The 17,902-nt window shown below is 53.2% G+C and carries 21 protein-coding genes; 3 read left to right on the plus strand and 18 right to left on the minus strand.

The features are described 5' to 3' along the window. Window positions 1–395 precede the first annotated feature (395 nt). Window positions 396–1,184 (plus strand): prepilin peptidase, encoded by a 789-nt coding sequence (locus tag N5923_RS08040; RefSeq protein WP_267140867.1) that lies wholly within the window; start codon window positions 396–398, stop codon window positions 1,182–1,184. Here the strand turns inward: N5923_RS08040 and bfr are convergent. The 11 genes from bfr to fkpA all read right to left on the minus strand — a co-directional run bounded on the left by bfr (window position 1,168) and on the right by fkpA (window position 9,428). Then, window positions 1,168–1,644 carry a bacterioferritin gene (bfr, locus tag N5923_RS08045; RefSeq protein ID WP_267140868.1) on the minus strand — a complete coding sequence of 159 codons (477 nt, stop codon included), beginning with the start codon at window positions 1,642–1,644 and terminating at the stop codon, window positions 1,168–1,170. The genes N5923_RS08040 and bfr overlap by 17 nt on opposite strands. An 84-nt stretch (window positions 1,645–1,728) precedes the next feature. Beyond that, window positions 1,729–1,923 carry a bacterioferritin-associated ferredoxin gene (gene bfd / locus N5923_RS08050; protein WP_267140869.1) on the minus strand — a complete coding sequence of 65 codons (195 nt, stop codon included), beginning with the start codon at window positions 1,921–1,923 and terminating at the stop codon, window positions 1,729–1,731. A 152-nt stretch (window positions 1,924–2,075) separates the two neighbouring features. After that, on the minus strand, window positions 2,076–3,260 hold the full coding sequence (tuf, locus tag N5923_RS08055; RefSeq protein WP_267140870.1) for an elongation factor Tu: 1,185 nt from the start codon (window positions 3,258–3,260) through the stop codon (window positions 2,076–2,078). A 69-nt stretch (window positions 3,261–3,329) separates the two neighbouring features. Continuing rightward, window positions 3,330–5,444, minus strand: coding sequence for an elongation factor G (fusA, locus tag N5923_RS08060; RefSeq protein ID WP_267140871.1), 2,115 nt, complete (start codon window positions 5,442–5,444; stop codon window positions 3,330–3,332). 93 nt (window positions 5,445–5,537) lie between these two features. Continuing rightward, the gene (rpsG, locus tag N5923_RS08065; protein ID WP_017803037.1) at window positions 5,538–6,008 is read right to left on the minus strand and encodes a 30S ribosomal protein S7; all 471 of its coding nucleotides are present in this window, start codon (window positions 6,006–6,008) and stop codon (window positions 5,538–5,540) included. Window positions 6,009–6,104: 96 nt separating this feature from the next. Then, the gene (rpsL, locus tag N5923_RS08070; protein WP_006120575.1) at window positions 6,105–6,479 is read right to left on the minus strand and encodes a 30S ribosomal protein S12; all 375 of its coding nucleotides are present in this window, start codon (window positions 6,477–6,479) and stop codon (window positions 6,105–6,107) included. Between the two features lie 125 nt (window positions 6,480–6,604). Then, window positions 6,605–6,892: a sulfurtransferase complex subunit TusB gene (gene tusB / locus N5923_RS08075; protein WP_267140872.1), complete on the minus strand. Its 288-nt coding sequence runs from the start codon at window positions 6,890–6,892 to the stop codon at window positions 6,605–6,607. 8 nt (window positions 6,893–6,900) lie between these two features. Then, a complete protein-coding gene (gene tusC / locus N5923_RS08080; protein ID WP_267140873.1) occupies window positions 6,901–7,260 on the minus strand; it encodes a sulfurtransferase complex subunit TusC in 360 nt (119 codons plus the stop codon). After that, entirely contained in the window at window positions 7,260–7,646 is a 387-nt protein-coding gene (tusD, locus tag N5923_RS08085) for a sulfurtransferase complex subunit TusD (protein ID WP_267140874.1), read from the minus strand. The genes tusC and tusD overlap by 1 nt, the downstream gene beginning before the upstream one ends. Beyond that, window positions 7,646–8,368, minus strand: a complete 723-nt coding sequence (locus N5923_RS08090) for a helix-turn-helix transcriptional regulator (RefSeq protein WP_017803033.1) — start codon at window positions 8,366–8,368, stop codon at window positions 7,646–7,648. Before N5923_RS08090 ends, tusD begins: the two co-directional genes overlap by 1 nt. Window positions 8,369–8,594: 226 nt before the next feature. Beyond that, the gene (gene fkpA / locus N5923_RS08095; RefSeq protein ID WP_267140875.1) at window positions 8,595–9,428 is read right to left on the minus strand and encodes an FKBP-type peptidyl-prolyl cis-trans isomerase; all 834 of its coding nucleotides are present in this window, start codon (window positions 9,426–9,428) and stop codon (window positions 8,595–8,597) included. Between the two features lie 288 nt (window positions 9,429–9,716). Here fkpA and N5923_RS08100 point away from each other — a divergent pair, with 288 nt between their 5' ends. Then, the gene (locus N5923_RS08100) at window positions 9,717–9,935 is read left to right on the plus strand and encodes a protein SlyX (protein WP_017803031.1); all 219 of its coding nucleotides are present in this window, start codon (window positions 9,717–9,719) and stop codon (window positions 9,933–9,935) included. 106 nt (window positions 9,936–10,041) lie between these two features. Here N5923_RS08100 and slyD read toward each other — a convergent pair whose 3' ends face one another. The 4 genes from slyD to kefG form a co-directional block, all read right to left on the minus strand. Continuing rightward, window positions 10,042–10,596 (minus strand): peptidylprolyl isomerase, encoded by a 555-nt coding sequence (gene slyD, locus N5923_RS08105; RefSeq protein WP_267140876.1) that lies wholly within the window; start codon window positions 10,594–10,596, stop codon window positions 10,042–10,044. Window positions 10,597–10,747: 151 nt separating this feature from the next. Next, a complete protein-coding gene (locus N5923_RS08110; protein ID WP_267140881.1) occupies window positions 10,748–10,948 on the minus strand; it encodes a YheV family putative zinc ribbon protein in 201 nt (66 codons plus the stop codon). Window positions 10,949–10,950: 2 nt separating this feature from the next. Further along, window positions 10,951–12,756 carry a glutathione-regulated potassium-efflux system protein KefB gene (gene kefB, locus N5923_RS08115; RefSeq protein ID WP_267140877.1) on the minus strand — a complete coding sequence of 602 codons (1,806 nt, stop codon included), beginning with the start codon at window positions 12,754–12,756 and terminating at the stop codon, window positions 10,951–10,953. Further along, entirely contained in the window at window positions 12,757–13,308 is a 552-nt protein-coding gene (gene kefG / locus N5923_RS08120; RefSeq protein ID WP_267140878.1) for a glutathione-regulated potassium-efflux system ancillary protein KefG, read from the minus strand. A 125-nt stretch (window positions 13,309–13,433) separates the two neighbouring features. Between kefG and N5923_RS08125 the strand changes: the two genes are divergently transcribed. Next, window positions 13,434–15,338 carry an ABC transporter ATP-binding protein gene (locus tag N5923_RS08125; RefSeq protein ID WP_267140879.1) on the plus strand — a complete coding sequence of 635 codons (1,905 nt, stop codon included), beginning with the start codon at window positions 13,434–13,436 and terminating at the stop codon, window positions 15,336–15,338. A gap of 124 nt (window positions 15,339–15,462) precedes the next feature. Here N5923_RS08125 and tauD read toward each other — a convergent pair whose 3' ends face one another. Genes tauD through tauB form a run of 3 tightly spaced genes read right to left on the minus strand, consistent with a single transcriptional unit; the run spans window position 15,463 to window position 17,902 of the window. Further along, entirely contained in the window at window positions 15,463–16,314 is an 852-nt protein-coding gene (tauD, locus tag N5923_RS08130) for a taurine dioxygenase (RefSeq protein ID WP_267141259.1), read from the minus strand. Next, window positions 16,311–17,138 (minus strand): taurine ABC transporter permease TauC, encoded by an 828-nt coding sequence (tauC, locus tag N5923_RS08135; RefSeq protein WP_267141260.1) that lies wholly within the window; start codon window positions 17,136–17,138, stop codon window positions 16,311–16,313. Before tauC ends, tauD begins: the two co-directional genes overlap by 4 nt. Further along, the gene (gene tauB, locus N5923_RS08140; RefSeq protein WP_267141261.1) at window positions 17,135–17,902 is read right to left on the minus strand and encodes a taurine ABC transporter ATP-binding subunit; all 768 of its coding nucleotides are present in this window, start codon (window positions 17,900–17,902) and stop codon (window positions 17,135–17,137) included. The genes tauC and tauB overlap by 4 nt, the downstream gene beginning before the upstream one ends.

Genomic DNA, 17,902 nt, shown 5'->3' on the forward strand with positions numbered 1-17,902 from the left:
CTCCAATTATTTATAAACGACAAAAATTACTACCCACATCCATTACGATTGATGGAGGAGTGTAATCGTTCAGTACATAACTCCCCTATCGGGAGTATTGTGTGGCGAAACGCGTTAGCATCTGGCCATGCGATTCAGATTGAATCGCGCCTGTCGCTGACATCGAGATGACAATGACAAGCCCGCGCATTATACGTAAATCTGTTCAGGAAGCAACCCATAATCCACTTTGCCACGCGGATAACTGGAATCAGCAACACACCTGCCGCTGTAAGCGCGGTAATTCTCATCTGCGGTTGCGTGCTGCTTCCCGGCAGCGTGATCTGACCGCCAGCGCGCGGTGACAAACCAGGGTGTGGCGCTCTATGCTGCTCAACAGTTTACCGGGAGGCATTATGGATAACTGGCTGATAGTCGTACCCGCGCTAATGTTCGGCGCTCTGTTGGGAAGCTTTCTTGGTCTGGCGATTGAACGCTTCCCTGCCTGCGCCACCGGCCACTGCTGGCTGCAACGACTCTGCCGGCCCGCCTCCCACTGCGTGCACTGTGGACATCCCCTCCGGCTGGCGGATCTGCTGCCGCTTATCAGCTGGCTATGGCTGCGCGGTCGCTGCCGCTATTGTCAGCAGGCGATTAGCATTTATCCCTGCTATATCGAATTGCTCACCGCGCTGTTGCTGGCACTGCTGGCGGTTGGCTGCCAGCGCCCTGCCCTGTTTGCGTGGCTGACACTCTTCAGCTGCGCGGCTGTAGTGCTCAGCGAAATCGATCGGCGCCATTTGCTGTTACCTGATGTCCTGACATTGCCACTGCTATGGTGCGGCCTGCTATTTAACCTGCAACGCTCCAGCCAGCATTTGCAACACGCCGTCAGCGGCGCACTCTGCGGCTACCTCAGTTTCTGGTTACTCTACTGGCTATACCGCGTCGCACGTAAACGTGAAGGATTGGGCCGCGGCGACACGAAATATTTTGCGGCTATTGGCGCATGGACAGGTATGTCCGCGCTGCCGATGGTGGCGACACTGGCGGCCGCGACTGGCATCATTATCTGGCTGGGGAAAAAAGTGCGACGGGAGAAAACCATCCTGCAACCTTTTGGGCCATGCCTGTCTGTTGCCGGATGGTTGGTGCTTATTGCTCAACAAAATGGGGAACCTTACGGGTTTAACTGGCTGCTTTAATTTGTGACTGCAGGTAATTCTGAACGCCGATTTTACCGATCAGTTCGAGTTCAGTTTCGAGAAAGTCGATATGGTGCTCTTCATCCGCAAGGATTTCGATCATCATATCGCGACTGACATAATCGTAAACCTTATCTGCGTAAGCAATGGCTTCGCGCAGATCCTTCGCCCCTTCCAGCTCAAGCACCAGATCGGACTTCAGTATCTCTTCAACATCCTCACCAATGCGTAATCTGCCAAGATCCTGCAAGTTGGGAATGCCTTCAAGAAAAAGGATACGTTCAATGTACTTGTCGGCATGCTTCATTTCATCGATTGATTCGTGGTACTCAACATCATTCAGGCGCATCAGTCCCCAATTTTTGAACATTCGCGCATGCAGGAAATACTGGTTAATCGCCACCAGTTCATTGCCTAACAATTTGTTGAGATGATTTATGATTTTAGTATCGCCCTTCATTTTGCTTCCTCCGCTTCCAGTTAATATCAGCGTAGATGCGGTTTGAAAGAAGTCAAAAATCCATGACAAAAAGCAGGGTTATTGTCAGGCGATCTCTTTGTACTGCGGGGAGTGTTGCAACTCTTCATCCATAATTTCACGCGCGGCGCGAATGCATTTACCACACTGCTTGCCTACCGGGACGAGCTGGCGAAGATGCTGAATGGATTTGGGCTGGTAACGGCGAACCGCTTCACGAATGGCTTTATCACTGACGGCATTACACAAACAGACGTACATTTATTCACTCCAGTACAATTTCTGATCAATAGTGTAAATGCGAATCGTTTTTATTTCAATCACTATACAAACAGCGCCGAAAACGCCGCCCATCTTAAAGGCAAAAAAAAAGAGCACCGAAGTGCTCTTTTTTACTGCAAAGTTATCCGCGATTAAGCGATAACTTTAGCAACAACGCCCGCACCTACAGTACGGCCGCCTTCACGGATTGCGAAACGCAGACCGTCATCCATCGCGATTGGGTGGATCAGGGTCACTTTCATGTTCACGTTGTCGCCTGGCATTACCATCTCAACGCCTTCTGGCAGTTCGATGGTACCGGTCACGTCAGTTGTACGGAAGTAGAACTGTGGACGGTAGCCTTTGAAGAACGGAGTATGACGGCCGCCTTCTTCTTTCGACAGGATGTAAACTTCTGAATCGAACTGAGTGTGAGGTTTGATTGAACCTGGTTTAGCCAGAACCTGACCACGTTCGATATCTTCACGTTTGATACCACGCAGCAGAACACCAACGTTCTCACCCGCACGACCTTCGTCCAGCAGTTTGCGGAACATTTCAACGCCGGTACAAGTAGATTTCACGGTATCTTTGATACCAACGATTTCAACTTCTTCACCAACTTTAACGATACCGCGCTCTACACGACCGGTAACAACAGTACCACGGCCGGAGATAGAGAATACGTCTTCGATAGGCAGCAGGAACGGCTTATCAATCGCACGCTCTGGCTCTGGGATGTAAGAATCCAGGTAACCAGCCAGTTCAACGATCTTAGCTTCCCACTCAGCTTCACCTTCCAGTGCTTTCAGCGCTGAACCGTGAACGATAGGAGTGTCATCGCCTGGGAAGTCGTACTGTGACAGCAGGTCACGTACTTCCATCTCAACCAGTTCCAGCAGCTCTTCATCATCAACCATGTCACATTTGTTCAGGAACACGATGATGTAAGGAACGCCAACCTGGCGACCCAGCAGGATGTGCTCACGGGTCTGAGGCATAGGGCCGTCAGTCGCAGCAACAACCAGGATAGCGCCGTCCATCTGAGCAGCACCGGTGATCATGTTTTTGACGTAGTCGGCGTGTCCCGGGCAGTCAACGTGCGCGTAGTGACGAGCAGGGGTGTCATATTCAACGTGTGAAGTGTTGATGGTGATACCACGAGCTTTTTCTTCTGGCGCGTTATCGATCTGATCGAATGCACGTGCAGAACCGCCGTAGGTTTTAGCCAGTACGGTAGTGATTGCTGCAGTCAGAGTGGTTTTACCGTGGTCAACGTGGCCGATAGTACCAACGTTGACGTGCGGTTTGTTACGTTCAAATTTTTCTTTAGCCACGGCGATATTCCTTACTTTAATGCTCTCACCCATGGTGAGAGCATATGATCAATATGTTAAAACTGTAGCTTATTTACTACGAGCTTCAATAACGGCCTGAGCGACGTTGTTTGGCGCATCATCATACTTCAGGAACTCCATGGAGTATGAAGCACGGCCTTTGGTCAGAGAACGCAACTGAGTCGCGTATCCGAACATTTCAGACAGCGGAACTTCAGCGTGAATCTGAACGCCAGTAGCGTTAGATTCCTGTCCTTTGAGCATACCACGACGACGGCTAAGGTCACCGATAACGTCACCGGTATTCTCTTCTGGAGTCTCTACTTCAACCTTCATGATTGGCTCAAGCAGTACCGGAGTCGCTTTCCTGAAGCCATCTTTGAACGCGATAGAAGCCGCCAGTTTAAACGCCAGTTCTGAGGAGTCAACGTCATGGTAAGAACCGAAGTGCAGACGAACACCCAGATCAACAACTGGATAACCAGCCAGAGGACCTGATTTCAGCTGCTCCTGGATACCTTTATCAACCGCAGGGATGTATTCACCAGGAATCACACCACCTTTGATATCGTTGACGAACTCGTAACCTTTAGGGTTAACGCCTGGCTCCAGTGGGTACATGTCGATAACAACATGACCGTACTGACCACGACCACCAGACTGCTTGGCGTGTTTACCTTCGATATCGGTAACTTTCGCGCGAATTGCTTCACGGTAAGCAACCTGAGGTTTACCCACGTTAGCTTCAACGTTGAATTCACGCTTCATGCGGTCAACGATGATGTCGAGGTGCAGCTCACCCATACCAGCGATGATAGTCTGGTTAGTTTCTTCGTCAGTCCATACGCGGAATGACGGGTCTTCTTTAGCCAGACGGCCCAGAGCCAGACCCATTTTTTCCTGGTCAGCTTTGGTTTTCGGTTCTACGGCGATAGAAATTACCGGCTCAGGGAATTCCATACGCTCCAGAATGATGACGTTATCCGGGTCACACAGGGTGTCACCAGTAGTCACTTCTTTCAGACCGATAGCAGCAGCGATGTCGCCTGCGCGAACTTCTTTGATCTCTTCACGTTTGTTAGCGTGCATCTGTACGATACGGCCCAGACGCTCACGCTGAGATTTGACCGGGTTGTACACGGTGTCACCGGAGTTAACTACGCCAGAGTACACACGGAAGAAGGTCAGGTTACCTACAAACGGGTCGGTAGCAATTTTGAACGCCAGTGCAGCAAACGGCTCTTCATCATCGGAGTGACGAACGGCCGGAGTATCTTTACCGTCGTCCAGGATACCGTTGATCGCGGTAACGTCAGTCGGTGCTGGCAGGTATTCAATAACCGCATCCAGCATCGCCTGCACACCTTTGTTCTTAAATGCAGAACCACAGGTTACCAGGATGATTTCGTTATTCAGTACGCGCTTACGCAGGGCAGTTTTGATCTCTTCTTCGGTCAGCTCTTCGCCACCAAAGAATTTCTCCATCAGCTCATCAGAAGCTTCAGCAGCCGCTTCGATCAGTTTCTGGCGCCATTCTTCAGCCAGTTCCTGCATATCAGCCGGGATCTCTTCGTAAACGAAGGTCACGCCTGCGTCAGCGTCGTTCCAGTTGATGGCTTTCATCTTGATCAGGTCAACAACGCCGGTGAAATGCTCTTCAGCGCCGATAGCCAGCTGCAGAGGAACCGGAGTCGCTGCCAGACGTGATTCAATCTGACCAACAACTTTCAGGAAGTTAGCACCCATACGGTCCATTTTGTTAACGAACGCGATGCGTGGAACTTTATATTTGTTCGCCTGACGCCATACGGTTTCAGACTGTGGCTGAACGCCACCAACTGCACAGTAAACCATTACTGCGCCGTCGAGAACACGCATGGAACGTTCTACTTCGATGGTGAAGTCAACGTGTCCAGGGGTGTCGATAATATTTACGCGGTGTGGCTCGAACTGCTTCGCCATACCTGACCAGAATGCAGTGGTCGCTGCGGAGGTGATGGTAATACCACGCTCCTGCTCCTGTGCCATCCAGTCCATGGTGGCTGCGCCATCATGAACTTCACCGATTTTGTGGTTTACACCGGTGTAGAACAGAATACGTTCGGTAGTAGTGGTCTTACCGGCGTCGATATGTGCACTGATACCAATGTTACGATAGCGTGCAATAGGTGTTGTACGAGCCATTTGATTCCTCTGATTCTCGGACGTTCAAGGTTAGTTAACCCAGGCGGGTTAGCTGAAAGCGCCCGCCTGGTTAGCTTAACTACTACGTGGCTATTACCAGCGGTAGTGCGCGAACGCCTTGTTGGCTTCAGCCATACGGTGAACGTCTTCACGTTTCTTAACTGCAGTACCTTTGTTCTCTGCAGCGTCAGAAAGTTCGTTCGCCAGGCGCAAAGCCATAGATTTATCACCGCGTTTACGAGCAGCTTCAACGATCCAACGCATTGCCAGAGCATTACGACGAACCGGACGGACTTCAACTGGTACCTGATAAGTAGAACCACCAACGCGGCGCGACTTAACTTCTACGGTCGGACGCACGTTGTCGAGAGCGACTTCGAAAGCTTCCAGTTCGTTTTTACCAGAACGCTGAGCCAGGGTCTCCAGCGCGGTATAGACGATTGCTTCAGCAGTAGATTTTTTACCGTCTACCATCAGGATATTTACAAATTTAGCCAGCAGTTCTGATCCGAACTTAGGATCCGGCAGAATTTTACGCTGACCAATAACGCGACGACGTGGCATGGAAATACTCCGTTGTTAATTCAGGATTGTCCAAAACTCTACGAGTTTATTTTGACATTTAGTTTAAAACGTTTGGCCTTACTTAACGGAGAACCATTAAGCCTTTGGCTTCTTCACACCATACTTGGAGCGAGATTGCTTACGGTCTTTAACACCTGAGCAGTCCAGCGCGCCACGAACGGTGTGGTAACGCACACCTGGCAAGTCTTTAACACGACCGCCACGGATCAGGATCACGGAGTGTTCCTGCAGGTTATGACCTTCACCACCGATGTAGGAGGTAACTTCAAAACCATTGGTTAAGCGAACACGACATACTTTACGCAGTGCGGAGTTCGGTTTTTTAGGAGTAGTAGTATATACGCGAGTACATACACCACGTTTTTGCGGGCAGGCTTCCAGCGCAGGCACGTTGCTCTTTGCAACTTTGCGTACGCGTGGTTTGCGAACCAGCTGGTTAACTGTTGCCATTAAATAGCTCCTGGGGTTTGCTTTTGCTTCGTAAACACGTGATAAATCGCCTCGCAGTATCACGAGGACGCAGAATTTTAGGGCTGAGCTTAAAAGGTGTCAAGAAATAACCAGGATTTCGTGTTTTACCAGGTCATTTGCTGAGGATGTTTCACCGCCAGCGCAACGAACTCAGTATAGCTTACTGGCGTCACCTTGGCGGAAATTTGAGCAGAAAGTCCGCGCGCGTCAACGTCCTCCTGCAAAACAGAGATCGTAATTGGCGCCGTTAATAGCGCCGTTAACGCCTGACTGCCTTCCAGCGCCGCTAACACACCATCCTGCAGTAATAACAGCTCATCGCCGCGTTTTAACATCCGCAGCAGTAGCGCGAAGTCGCACTGAAAGGGAGAATTCATCAGCGTATGCAGCATGGTGCTTCCTAAAACGTCACAATACGGTCGAACTGATCAAGCCGCTGGCGCAATGCCTCAGCGCTTAATACCTCGACGGGCAGCACGCGTGGATCTTCAGCCGTTAATCCGCGTTCGGCCAGCGAGTCAGCGCAAATATAGCACTGTTCCACCTCGTACAACGGCAACACGCCAAAGGTGGCGATATAATTACGCGCGAGAATTTTCTCCGGCTGCTGACCGGCAGTAAGCTGTAACACGCCGTCGCCGATAAAAAACAGCGCAAGGTTTTCACTCAATGCGGAAGTCGCCAGCACCGCATCCAGCCCTTCACGTCCGGCACTGGTGCCATGGGGCGCGCGGGTAAAGATAAACGCGATTGAATTCATCAGAACTGCACCAGTCGTTCACAGCTTAACGCCGCTTCCGCCAGAGAACCTAAGCCAGTCAGCTGAAAACCCGGCTGCAAATTAGCGGCAGGCAGCGCCAGGCTCTGCGCCTGCTGCTGATCGGTAACACCACGTCGCAACGCCGCCGCCACACAGATATGCAGCGCCGTGCCGTGTTCCGCCTGCAACTGCTGCCAGGCGCGCACCAGGTCAAACTCATCGCTGGCTGGCGCCGTCAGCTGGTTGGCGTTCAGCACCCCTTCACGATAGAAGAACACGCTGCTTAGCGTATGCCCCGCAGCGATTAAGGCTTTGGCAAACAGCCAGGCGCTGCTTGCCTGTTGCGTACCATAGGCCGGGCCGGTGACCAACAGGGTAAACTGCATTAACGATCCTGGCCCTGGAAATCACCGCTTTTAAACTGGCGAATATAGAGATACACAGTGTGCTTGGAGATATTCAGACGGTCCGCCACCTGATTAATCGCATCTTTGATATCGAAAATGCCCTTCTCATACAGATTGAGCACAATCTGGCGATTCTTGGCATTGTTCGATACATTGCGATCGGCGCTTACCTCTTCAATCGTAAACTCCAGCGTCTGCGTCACCAGATCTTCCACCGAAGACGCGAAGTTAACGGATGAAGCCACCTCTTTGATTTCTGGCGGCATAAAGGTCGACATAATCTGTGAGAACGGCACGTCCAGATTCATATTGATGCACAGCAGCCCGATCACCCGCTCCTCACGATTGCGAATCGCGATAGTCACTGACTTCATCAGCACCCCGCTTTTAGCGCGGGTAAAATAGGCTTTTGACACATTACTGTCAGCGCCGGTCATATCGTGCAGCATACGCAGGGCGAGGTCGGTAATTGGCGAGCCGACTTTGCGGCCGGTATGCTCGCCGTTAGCGATGCGCACAGCCGAACATTTCAAATCCTCCAGCGAATGCAGGACGATTTCACAATGTGAGCCGATCAGCATCGCCAGACCATCAACCACCGCTTCATACGACTGCAGAATATCGTGGTCGGTCTGAATAAATGGCCGTTGCTCCAGTAAGTCTGATTCGATCAACTCACCGGGACTGAATGGATTAGACATGGAAGAGACACCCTAATATTGGCTGGAGCCTGTCTCAGCGCGGCCTGGGCAGACTCAACATACAGAATTTTGCGCGACTGATAGTTTAGCAAATCAGGGAAAGCTGTGTCCTGGCCTTTGTTGCTAATTGCGCAGAATCACTCAAACTGTGCGCGTCAGGGCATAAAAACAGAACCGCCGCAGCGATTGCGGCGGTTTTTACAGACACGAAACGACTGGTCAGAAATTACTGAGCAGCAGGTTTCTCTGCCGGAGCTGGCGCCTGAGCGTCGACTTTAGGTGCTGGTTTGATATCCAGCAGCTCTACGTCAAACACCAGCGTGGAGTTAGCCGGAATACCCGGAACGCCATTTTTACCGTAAGCCAGGTTTGGTGGGATCACCAGCTTGATTTTGCCGCCTTTCTTGACATGCTTCAGGCCTTCGGTCCAGCCAGGGATCACGCCGTCAAGACGGAAAGAGAGCGGCTCACCACGGGTGTAAGAGTTATCGAATTCGGTACCGTCGGTCAGCGTACCTTTATAATTCACTACAACGGTATCGCTGTCTTTTGGCGCATCACCGCTGCCTTCTTTCTCAACCTGATACAGCAGGCCGGACTCAGTTTTCTTCACGCCTTTCTCTTTGGCGAATTTAGCCGCATAAGCTTCGCCTTTACCGGCGTTCTCTTTCGCGTCTTTTTCCATCTTCGCCTGAGCGGCGCCCTTCACACGGCCTTCAAAAGATTGCAGGGTTTGCTCAATCTCTTTATCGGTGAGTTTGCTTTTACCGGAAAACGCATCCTGGACACCGGAGATCAGCTGATCTTTATCCAGTGCAATGCCCAGTTTCTCTTGTTCTTTCAGAGAGTTTTCCATGTAGCGACCCAGCGATGCACCCAGTGCATAAGCGGACTGCTGGTCTTCATTTTTAAACGCAGCATTCTTCGGAGCCTGAGGCGCGGCCTGTTGAGCAGGTGCAGTTTCTTGAGCAGGTGCAGTTTCTGCAGCCATTGCCAGCGGTGCATTCAGCGCTACGGCCATGGTGGTGGCTAACAATGTGACTTTAAACAGTGATTTCATCCATTTCTCCAAAACCGAAGCCTCTCACCTCGGGAATAATTTTTAACCTTTCGGTCAGTACTATAACTGTGCGCGAAGAAACTACCTACTCTCGCAACAAAATTACTAAGTTAACCTACGACTGTTGTAATGCCGTTAAGTTTCAAAGAGTACGTATAGACGACATCCATCTTTTTCAATCGTTATGGCGAAATTAGCTGCTTTTACCTGGTGAAAGCCATGCTTTTGCCGTTAGAATCAGACGATTCGCCGCCATGTGATTCGCATGCGGTAACAAGAGGAAATAGTATGCAACAATCATTGTTTGAACAGCGGCTGGAGATGCTGGAAAGCAAACTGGCTTTTCAGGAGCACACCATTGATGAGCTGAATCAGACGGTGGTGCAGCATGAGCTGGAGATGGCGAAGATGCGTGAACAGTTACGTCTGATGCTGGATAAGCTGAAGGCGGCGGCACCATCGATGATTGCCTCGCAATCCGAAGAAGTGCCACCACCGCATTATTAACCGGCACGGGCGGCGAGAACGCCGCCCGTGTTGAAGATTATCATCGGCGGCAGCACCGCCGTTTTCGCCGCCCAAATAAAAAAGGCCGCCGAAGCGACCATTTTTATTAGTGGCTACAGCCACAACCGCCGGTACCGCAACCGCCGTTACCGTGATCATGGTCGTGATCATGGTCATGGTCGTGATGATGACCACCTTCGCCGTGAACATGGCCATGAGCCAGCTCATCCGCAGTTGCTTCGCGAATCGCCATCACTTCAACGTTGAAGTTCAGGTTCTGACCCGCCAGCATATGGTTACCATCAACCACCACATGCTCATCTTCAACTTCAGTGATTTCTACGGGTACCGGGCCCTGATCGGTTTCCGCCAGGAAGCGCATGCCAACCTGCAGCTCGTCGACGCCCATGAACACGTCTTTTGGTACACGCTGCACCAGATTGTCATCGTACTGGCCGTAAGCATCGTTTGACGCGATATGCACATCAAATTTATCGCCAACCACGTGATCTTCCAGTGCTTTTTCCAGACCAGAAATCAGGGAACCATGACCGTGCAGATAGTCCAGCGGTGCGCTCACCGGAGACTCGTCAACCAATACACCGTCTTCTGTACGAACTTGATAGGCCAGGCTTACCACCAGGTCTTTTGCTACTTTCATGATATCTCCTAACCGTTGAGAACGTTGATCCTGCCTCATTGGTCTATTTTTGCGTGCAATAATACCAACCAGAGAGGTTCTTAATTGCGCCGATTGTAACGGAATTCAATCCCGCTGTACGCTTAAGCTTAAAAAAAGCTGGGGTATTACGCTACTCTGGATGAAAAATACCGATCACTTGCTCATTAGTGCGAACCTGATCGCGTACCTGCTTATCCGCTTCACGCATCTGATGGCCGCACTTTACACATTCAACGACATCAACATTGTTTTCGCGCCACAATGCGAGAGTATCTTTTTCCTGGCAGTGCGGACAAACCGCACCGGCAATAAAACGTTTACGCATGTTTATTCCTACTCGAATTCGTCCCAGCCATCATACTGTCGCCGCTCATGCTGCATCTCGGTCTGGAAAATATCCTCCAGTTCACGCCGGGCTTCTTTCACCCGCGAAATTTGCGCGCTGTCGCCGTGATTTGGCATCAGCTCACGCAGCATACGCATATCCAGACGGCGGAAGTGCTGCTGAGCACGAAGCGCCTGATGCGGATGCATGCCGACGGTCATTAACGCTTTGCGACCCAGCTCCAGCGCACTGGAGAAGGTTTCACGCGAGAATTGCGTCACACCCGCCTGCAACAGTTCATGCGCCTCAACACGGCCCCGGGCGCGGGCGATAATCTGCAGTTGCGGAAAATGCTGATGGCACAAATGGACGATAGTCATCGCGTCTTCAGGCTCATTGCAGGTAATCACAATCGACTGCGCGCTTTCCGCACCCGCGGCACGCAGCAGCTCCAGCTCGGTTGCATCACCATAGTATACTTTATAGCCGTACTTACGCATCAGACTGACGGCACTGATATCGCGCTCCAGCACGGTGATGCGTTTTTTATTCGCCATCAGCAAGCGCCCCACCACCTGTCCGACGCGGCCAAAGCCCACCACAATCACCTGGGGTTTATCGTCTTCGACAAAAGGTTTTTCATCGTGGTCGTCCGCCTCATTAAAGCGGCGCGTCAGGATTCTGTCGATGCCCTGCATCAGCAGCGGCGTAGTCATCATCGACAGTGTCACCGTCACCAGCAGTAATGGCAGTTGATCGCCGCTAAACATTTTCGCCGAGGACGCGGCAGAAAACAGCACAAAAGCAAACTCGCCGCCCTGGCTAAGCACACCGGCGAACTGGAGGCGTTCAGAACTGCGCAGGCCGTAGATACGTGATAACACATACAGCACGGCGATCTTCACCGCCACCAGCGCGACCACACCGATCAGGATTTCAATAATATGGGTGTAAAGCACCCCGAGATTCAGCGCCATCCCGACTGAAATAAAGAACAAACCGAGCAGCAGGCCTTTAAAAGGCTCAATGGCGATCTCCAGCTCATGGCGATACTCACTCTCCGCCAGCAGGATCCCGGCGATAAAGGTGCCCAGCGCCATTGAGACGCCGAGCAGATCCATAAACAGCGCCGAACCCAGCACCAGCAGCAGCGCCGCGGCAGTAAATACTTCACGCACGCCAGAAGCGGCAATAAAGCGGAAAATCGGCCGCAGCAAAAAGCGTCCGCCAATCAGCATGCCGACAAACGCCAGCACCTTCATACCGACCTTCAGCCAGTCAATATGGCCGCTATCGCCGCCAGCCAGCAGCGGCACCAGCGCCAGCGCCGGGATCACCGCGATATCCTGGAACAGCAGCACGGAGAACCCCAGCTGCCCGGATTCGTTGCGGTTCATACCCTTATCGCGCATCAGCTGCAGCGCCATGGCGGTGGAAGACATCGCCAGGCCAATACCGCCGATCATTGCCGCCTGCCAGGAGAAATCAGTCAGCCACAGCAAACCGCCCAGCACCGCGGCGCTGAAAATCACCTGCGCCGCCCCGACGCCAAAGATTGAACGGCGTAACTGCCAAAGCTTGGAAGGATTAAGCTCAAGGCCGATAATAAACATCAGGAACACCACGCCGAGTTCAGAGAAGTGCAGAATCTCCTCAACGTCGCTGATAAAACCTAATCCCCATGGTCCAATCGCGATGCCGGCCAGCAAATAGCCGAGTACCGCACCAATGCCCAGTCGCGCGGCAATCGGCACCGCAACCACTGCGGCAAAAAGATAGAGTACTCCGGCAGTCAGAAGGGTTTGTCCTTCCATTTATAAACCTCCATGCGGCAACGGCGACGCCAGCCAGTCACTGTAAGCCCGCGCATAATTCTTCATCACTTCCGGGGTCTGACGACGCGCCCAATAGATAAACATCGGCGTCATCCAGTGCATACGGCACATCTGCGCCGTCAGCTCAAAGGGACGCATAATCTCTGACATCGGATAGCGATTAAGGCCCTCCTGATGGTAGGCGGCTTCTGGCTCACCGGTAGTCACCACGCTGCGCCAGTATTTTCCTTCCAGCACGTTGCCATCCACGCCGCTGGCAAAACCGCGCGATAACACGCGATCCAGCCACTCTTTCAGCAGCGCCGGACAGCTATAGGTATAGAGCGGGTGCTGAAACACCACCACCTGATGTTCGCGCAGCAGCTCCTGTTCGTAATTCACATCAATAAAAAAATCAGGATAGTGCGCATAAAGATCGTGCACGGTGACATTGGCTAACTGCCCGGCCGGCTGCAACAAAACGCGATTAGCGATCGAATCTTGTGATTCCGGGTGGGCATAAAGCAGCAAAACTTTAACGGGCTGCGACATCTATTCCCCTCCAGCCGTCGTCATAGTGCGTGTTTTCCGCTACCATGCACGACGCAACGGAATTGGTCATTCCGTAATTATGATTATGATGCAATAAATTAACATATTCTGACGATACGGCGCTTATGATTGTATTCTCCTCGTTACAAATTCGTCGCGGCATCCGCGTGCTGCTGGACAATGCTACTGCCACCATCAATCCGGGACAAAAAGTCGGGCTGGTGGGTAAAAACGGCTGCGGAAAATCCACCCTGCTGTCGCTGCTAAAGAATGAGATAAGCGCCGACGCGGGTAATTTCAGCTTTCCGGCAGGCTGGGCGCTGGCCTGGGTTAACCAGGAAACGCCGGCGCTGAATATGCCCGCCATTGAGTATGTTATCGATGGCGATCGTGAATTTCGTCAGCTGGAAGCTGAATTACAGCACGCCAATGACATCAACGACGGCCATGCTATCGCCACCCTGCATGGCAAGCTGGATGCGATTCAGGCGTGGACCATCCAGTCGCGCGCTTCCAGCCTGCTGCATGGTTTAGGTTTTAGCCAGGAACAGCTGCAACGCCCGGTCAGCGATTTCTCCGGTGGCTGGCGTATGCGCCTCAATCTGGCACAGGCGCTGCTGTGCCGCTCCGATCTGCTGTTGCTTGATGAACCGACCAACCACCTCGATCTCGACGCGGTGATCTGGCTCGAGCGCTGGCTGAAAAGCTATCCCGGCACCCTGATCCTGATTTCGCATGACCGTGACTTCCTCGATCCGGTGGTGGATAAAATTCTGCATATCGAACAGCAGAGCCTGTACGAGTACACCGGCAACTACAGCTCGTTTGAACGTCAGCGTGCCACCAAGCTGGCGCAACAGCAGTCGCTGTTTGAGCATCAGCAAGAGAAAGTGGCGCATTTACAGAGCTATATTGACCGTTTCCGCGCCCAGGCCACCAAGGCGAAACAGGCGCAGAGTCGTATCAAGATGCTGGAACGTATGGAGCTGATTGCCCCGGCGCATGTTGATAACCCCTTCACCTTCAGCTTCCGCGAACCGGAAAGCCTGCCTAATCCGTTACTGAAGATGGAGAAGGTCAGCGCTGGCTACGGCGATCGGGTGATCCTTAACTCCATCAAGCTGAACCTGGTGCCGGGTTCGCGCATTGGCCTGCTGGGCCGCAACGGCGCGGGCAAATCGACGCTAATCAAAATGCTGGCCGGTGAACTGGCGCCGTTGCAGGGTGATATCGGGCTGGCGAAAGGCATCAAGCTCGGCTACTTCGCTCAGCATCAGCTGGAATTCTTACGCGCAGATGAATCACCGTTACAACATTTGTCACGTCTGGCGCCGAAAGTGCTGGAACAACAGCTGCGTGACTACCTTGGCGGCTTCGGCTTCCGTGGCGATCAGGTAACGGAAATTACTGAGCGCTTCTCCGGTGGTGAAAAAGCGCGGCTGGTGCTGGCGCTGATTGTCTGGCAGCGCCCTAACCTGCTGCTGCTTGATGAACCGACCAACCACCTTGATCTGGATATGCGTCAGGCGCTGACCGAAGCGCTGATCGACTTTGAAGGCGCACTGGTCGTGGTTTCGCATGACCGCCATCTGCTGCGCTCCACTACCGACGACCTCTATCTGGTGCATGACGGTAAAGTCGAAACCTTCGAAGGTGATCTCGAAGATTATCAGCAGTGGCTGAGCGACCTGCAGAAACAGCAAGCACAGCAGGATGCCGCGCCGAAGCTGGAGAATGGCAACAGCGCCCAGTCACGTAAAGATCAGAAGCGACGCGAAGCGGAACTGCGCACCCAGACTCAGCCGCTGCGTAAACAGATCACACAGCTGGAAAAGCAGATGGAGAAGCTGAACGCCCAGCTGGCCGCCGCTGAAGAGAAGCTCGCCGACTCAGCGATCTATGAACAGAGCCGCAAAGCGGATTTAACCGCTGCGCTGCAAAGTCAGGCAGAGAGCAAGTCGGCGCTGGAAGAGTGTGAAATGGCATGGCTGGATGCCCAGGAGCAGCTGGAGCAGATGCTGGCGGAGTAATTAATGGTTTAACGGGCGGCGATAACGCCGCCCCTACATCAATTGAGCGTAGGGGCGGCGTTATCGCCGCCCGTGTTAATGATTTGCACCTGCCGTAATGACGGCGTTCTCGCCGCCCTCTGCTTCAATCCGCGCGGTAATAAGGCTTATCACCGAGAATAGTCGCACGATGCATAATACGTCGCTGCGGCATATAATCCGCATTGGCATAATGCTGGGTTACCCGGTTGTCCCAGATAGCCACATCATCCTGCTGCCAGCGCCAGCGCACCTGAAACTCCGGTTTGGTGATATGCGCGAACAGGAAGCCCAGCAGCGCATCACTCTCCTTCTGGCTCAAATCCACAATTCGCGTGGTAAAGCCTTCGTTAACAAACAGCGCCTGTTTGCCACTGACCGGATGCGTACGCACCACCGGATGCAGCAGCGGCGGATTACTGGCCACCGCTTTTCTCCAGCGCGCATGCTCCTCTTCACTGCCGCGATGTTTAAACTCCTGGAACGATTTGGTGAAGTCATGCTCCGCCTGCAACCCGCTTAACAGGGTCTTAATCGGCGCCGACAGCGCCTGATACGCCGCAATCCCACTGGCCCACAGCGTATCGCCACCGGTTTCCGGCAAATGCTTCGCCGCCAGAATCGCACCCGCCGGCGGGGTTTCGATAAAGGTCACATCGGTATGCCAGTTATCGTTATCCGGCGGATTATTGTCATGAGTATCCAGCACAATAATCTCTTCGACATCTTCGGCATGCGGATAAACCGGGTGGATATGCAGATCGCCAAAACGCGCGGCCAGCGCCCGTTGCTGGTGTGGCGTTAATGGCTGATCGCGGAAAAACAGCACCTGATGGCGGATCAGCGCATGATAAAGCTGCTCAAACTGACCATCGCTCAGCGGACGACTCAGATTAAGATTCTCAACCAGCGCGCCGATATGGGGGCCAAGTGCGGTAATAGTCAGACGTTCATTCATTGTGTCACTCCATGCCAGGGTGTCAGACGACGCTGTAACGCGCGCAGACCCAGTTCTAAAGTAAAAGCGATTACGGCGATCACCGCGATGCCTGCCAGCACCACATCAGTGGCCAGAAACTCACCGGCGGATTGCACCATAAAGCCCAGTCCGCGCGTGGCGGCAATCAGCTCAGCCGCCACCAGCGTCGACCAGCCAACGCCGAGGCCAATACGTAATCCGGTGAGAATTTCCGGCAGCGCGCCCGGCAGTACCACATACCACAACACCTGCCAGCGGCTGGCGCCAAGTGAACGCGCGGCACGCAGTCGCACCTGTTGTGCGCTTTTAACCCCGGCCAGCGCTGAGAGCGCCACCGGCGCAAAAATCGCCAGATAGATCAGTAAAATTTTCGAGGTCTCGCCGATACCAAACCAGATCACCATCAGCGGCAGATAGGCCAGTGGCGGCACAGGACGATAGAGTTCAATTAGCGGGTCAAGAATGCCGCGCACCGTGGCATTCAGTCCCATGGCGATACCCACCGGAATGCCAATCAGCGCCGCAGCAAACAGCGCAATCAGAATACGTGTCAGGCTGGCGCCAAGATGCTGCCACAAGGTGGCATCCATAAAGCCCTGCGCGCTGGCGACGGTCAGCAGCTGATGCAGCACCTGCTGCGGCGCCGGCAGAAACAGCGGACTAATCAGCTTCAGCGCGGTCACGCCCCACCAGACAGCTAACAGCACCAGCAGGGTAATTATGCTCAGCGTCAGTTGATGCGACAGCGGCCAGCGCCTGCGCGATCGCTGGCTGGCAAGTTTGTCATTAATCAGCGAACTCATAAGAATACCTCACGCTGCTGAAATACCTGGCTGAGCACATATTCGCGCCGGGCGATAAATTCGGGATCGGACTTAATCGCCCGGCAGGATTCGCCTGCCGCATAGCGACGACCAAAATCCAGCGACAGACGTTCGATAATGCGTCCCGGCCCCGGTGATAACAGCACCAGTTCGCTGGCGAGAAACACCGCTTCTTCAATATCATGGGTAATCAGCAGCACCTGCTTACCACTATCGCGCCACAGCGTCAGCAGCAGCTCCTGCATCTGTTCACGGGTAAAGGCATCCAGCGCGCCAAACGGTTCGTCGAGCAGCAGCAATTGCGGATCGGCAGCCAGTGCGCGTGCTATTCCGACACGCTGGCGCATACCGCCGGAAAGCTGCCAGATAAAGCGTTTCTCCGCCCCTTCCAGCCCGACCTTCTTCAGCATGCGCTGCGCAATGGCGCGCCGTTCGTTTTTCGCCACGCCAGCCAGTTGCAGACCAAACGCCACGTTATCGAGCACATTACGCCATGGCAGTAAGCCTTCATGCTGGAACACCACACCGCGTTCAGCACCCGGACCGTTAATCGGCTGGCCATCCAGCGTGATACTGCCGGATTCCGCCGGTAAAAAACCGGCGATAAGATTCAGTAGCGTGGTTTTGCCACAGCCGGATGGCCCCAGCACCACCAGCAGCTCACCGGAATCAATCGACAAATTGATATCCTGCAACGCCAGCTGGCCGTCGTAACGGGCATGCAAATTAGAGACGGATAACAC

This window comes from Winslowiella arboricola (genome assembly GCF_025527015.1).
GTDB lineage: Bacteria > Pseudomonadota > Gammaproteobacteria > Enterobacterales > Enterobacteriaceae > Erwinia > Erwinia arboricola.

Bases quoted from the DNA above. Each gene is read 5' to 3' on its own strand.
- fkpA (WP_267140875.1), bottom strand. From the start codon at position 9,428: ATGAAATCACTGTTTAAAGTCACATTGTTAGCCACCACCATGGCCGTA.
- N5923_RS08040 (WP_267140867.1), top strand. From the start codon at position 396: ATGGATAACTGGCTGATAGTCGTACCCGCGCTAATGTTCGGCGCTCTG.
- N5923_RS08125 (WP_267140879.1), top strand. From the start codon at position 13,434: ATGATTGTATTCTCCTCGTTACAAATTCGTCGCGGCATCCGCGTGCTG.
- tusD (WP_267140874.1), bottom strand. From the start codon at position 7,646: ATGCAGTTTACCCTGTTGGTCACCGGCCCGGCCTATGGTACGCAACAG.
- tauD (WP_267141259.1), bottom strand. From the start codon at position 16,314: ATGAATGAACGTCTGACTATTACCGCACTTGGCCCCCATATCGGCGCG.
- slyD (WP_267140876.1), bottom strand. From the start codon at position 10,596: ATGAAAGTAGCAAAAGACCTGGTGGTAAGCCTGGCCTATCAAGTTCGT.
- rpsL (WP_006120575.1), bottom strand. From the start codon at position 6,479: ATGGCAACAGTTAACCAGCTGGTTCGCAAACCACGCGTACGCAAAGTT.
- tusC (WP_267140873.1), bottom strand. From the start codon at position 7,260: ATGAATTCAATCGCGTTTATCTTTACCCGCGCGCCCCATGGCACCAGT.
- fusA (WP_267140871.1), bottom strand. From the start codon at position 5,444: ATGGCTCGTACAACACCTATTGCACGCTATCGTAACATTGGTATCAGT.
- bfd (WP_267140869.1), bottom strand. From the start codon at position 1,923: ATGTACGTCTGTTTGTGTAATGCCGTCAGTGATAAAGCCATTCGTGAA.
- rpsG (WP_017803037.1), bottom strand. From the start codon at position 6,008: ATGCCACGTCGTCGCGTTATTGGTCAGCGTAAAATTCTGCCGGATCCT.
- bfr (WP_267140868.1), bottom strand. From the start codon at position 1,644: ATGAAGGGCGATACTAAAATCATAAATCATCTCAACAAATTGTTAGGC.
- kefB (WP_267140877.1), bottom strand. From the start codon at position 12,756: ATGGAAGGACAAACCCTTCTGACTGCCGGAGTACTCTATCTTTTTGCC.
- tauC (WP_267141260.1), bottom strand. From the start codon at position 17,138: ATGAGTTCGCTGATTAATGACAAACTTGCCAGCCAGCGATCGCGCAGG.
- N5923_RS08090 (WP_017803033.1), bottom strand. From the start codon at position 8,368: ATGTCTAATCCATTCAGTCCCGGTGAGTTGATCGAATCAGACTTACTG.
- tusB (WP_267140872.1), bottom strand. From the start codon at position 6,892: ATGCTGCATACGCTGATGAATTCTCCCTTTCAGTGCGACTTCGCGCTA.
- N5923_RS08100 (WP_017803031.1), top strand. From the start codon at position 9,717: ATGCAACAATCATTGTTTGAACAGCGGCTGGAGATGCTGGAAAGCAAA.
- kefG (WP_267140878.1), bottom strand. From the start codon at position 13,308: ATGTCGCAGCCCGTTAAAGTTTTGCTGCTTTATGCCCACCCGGAATCA.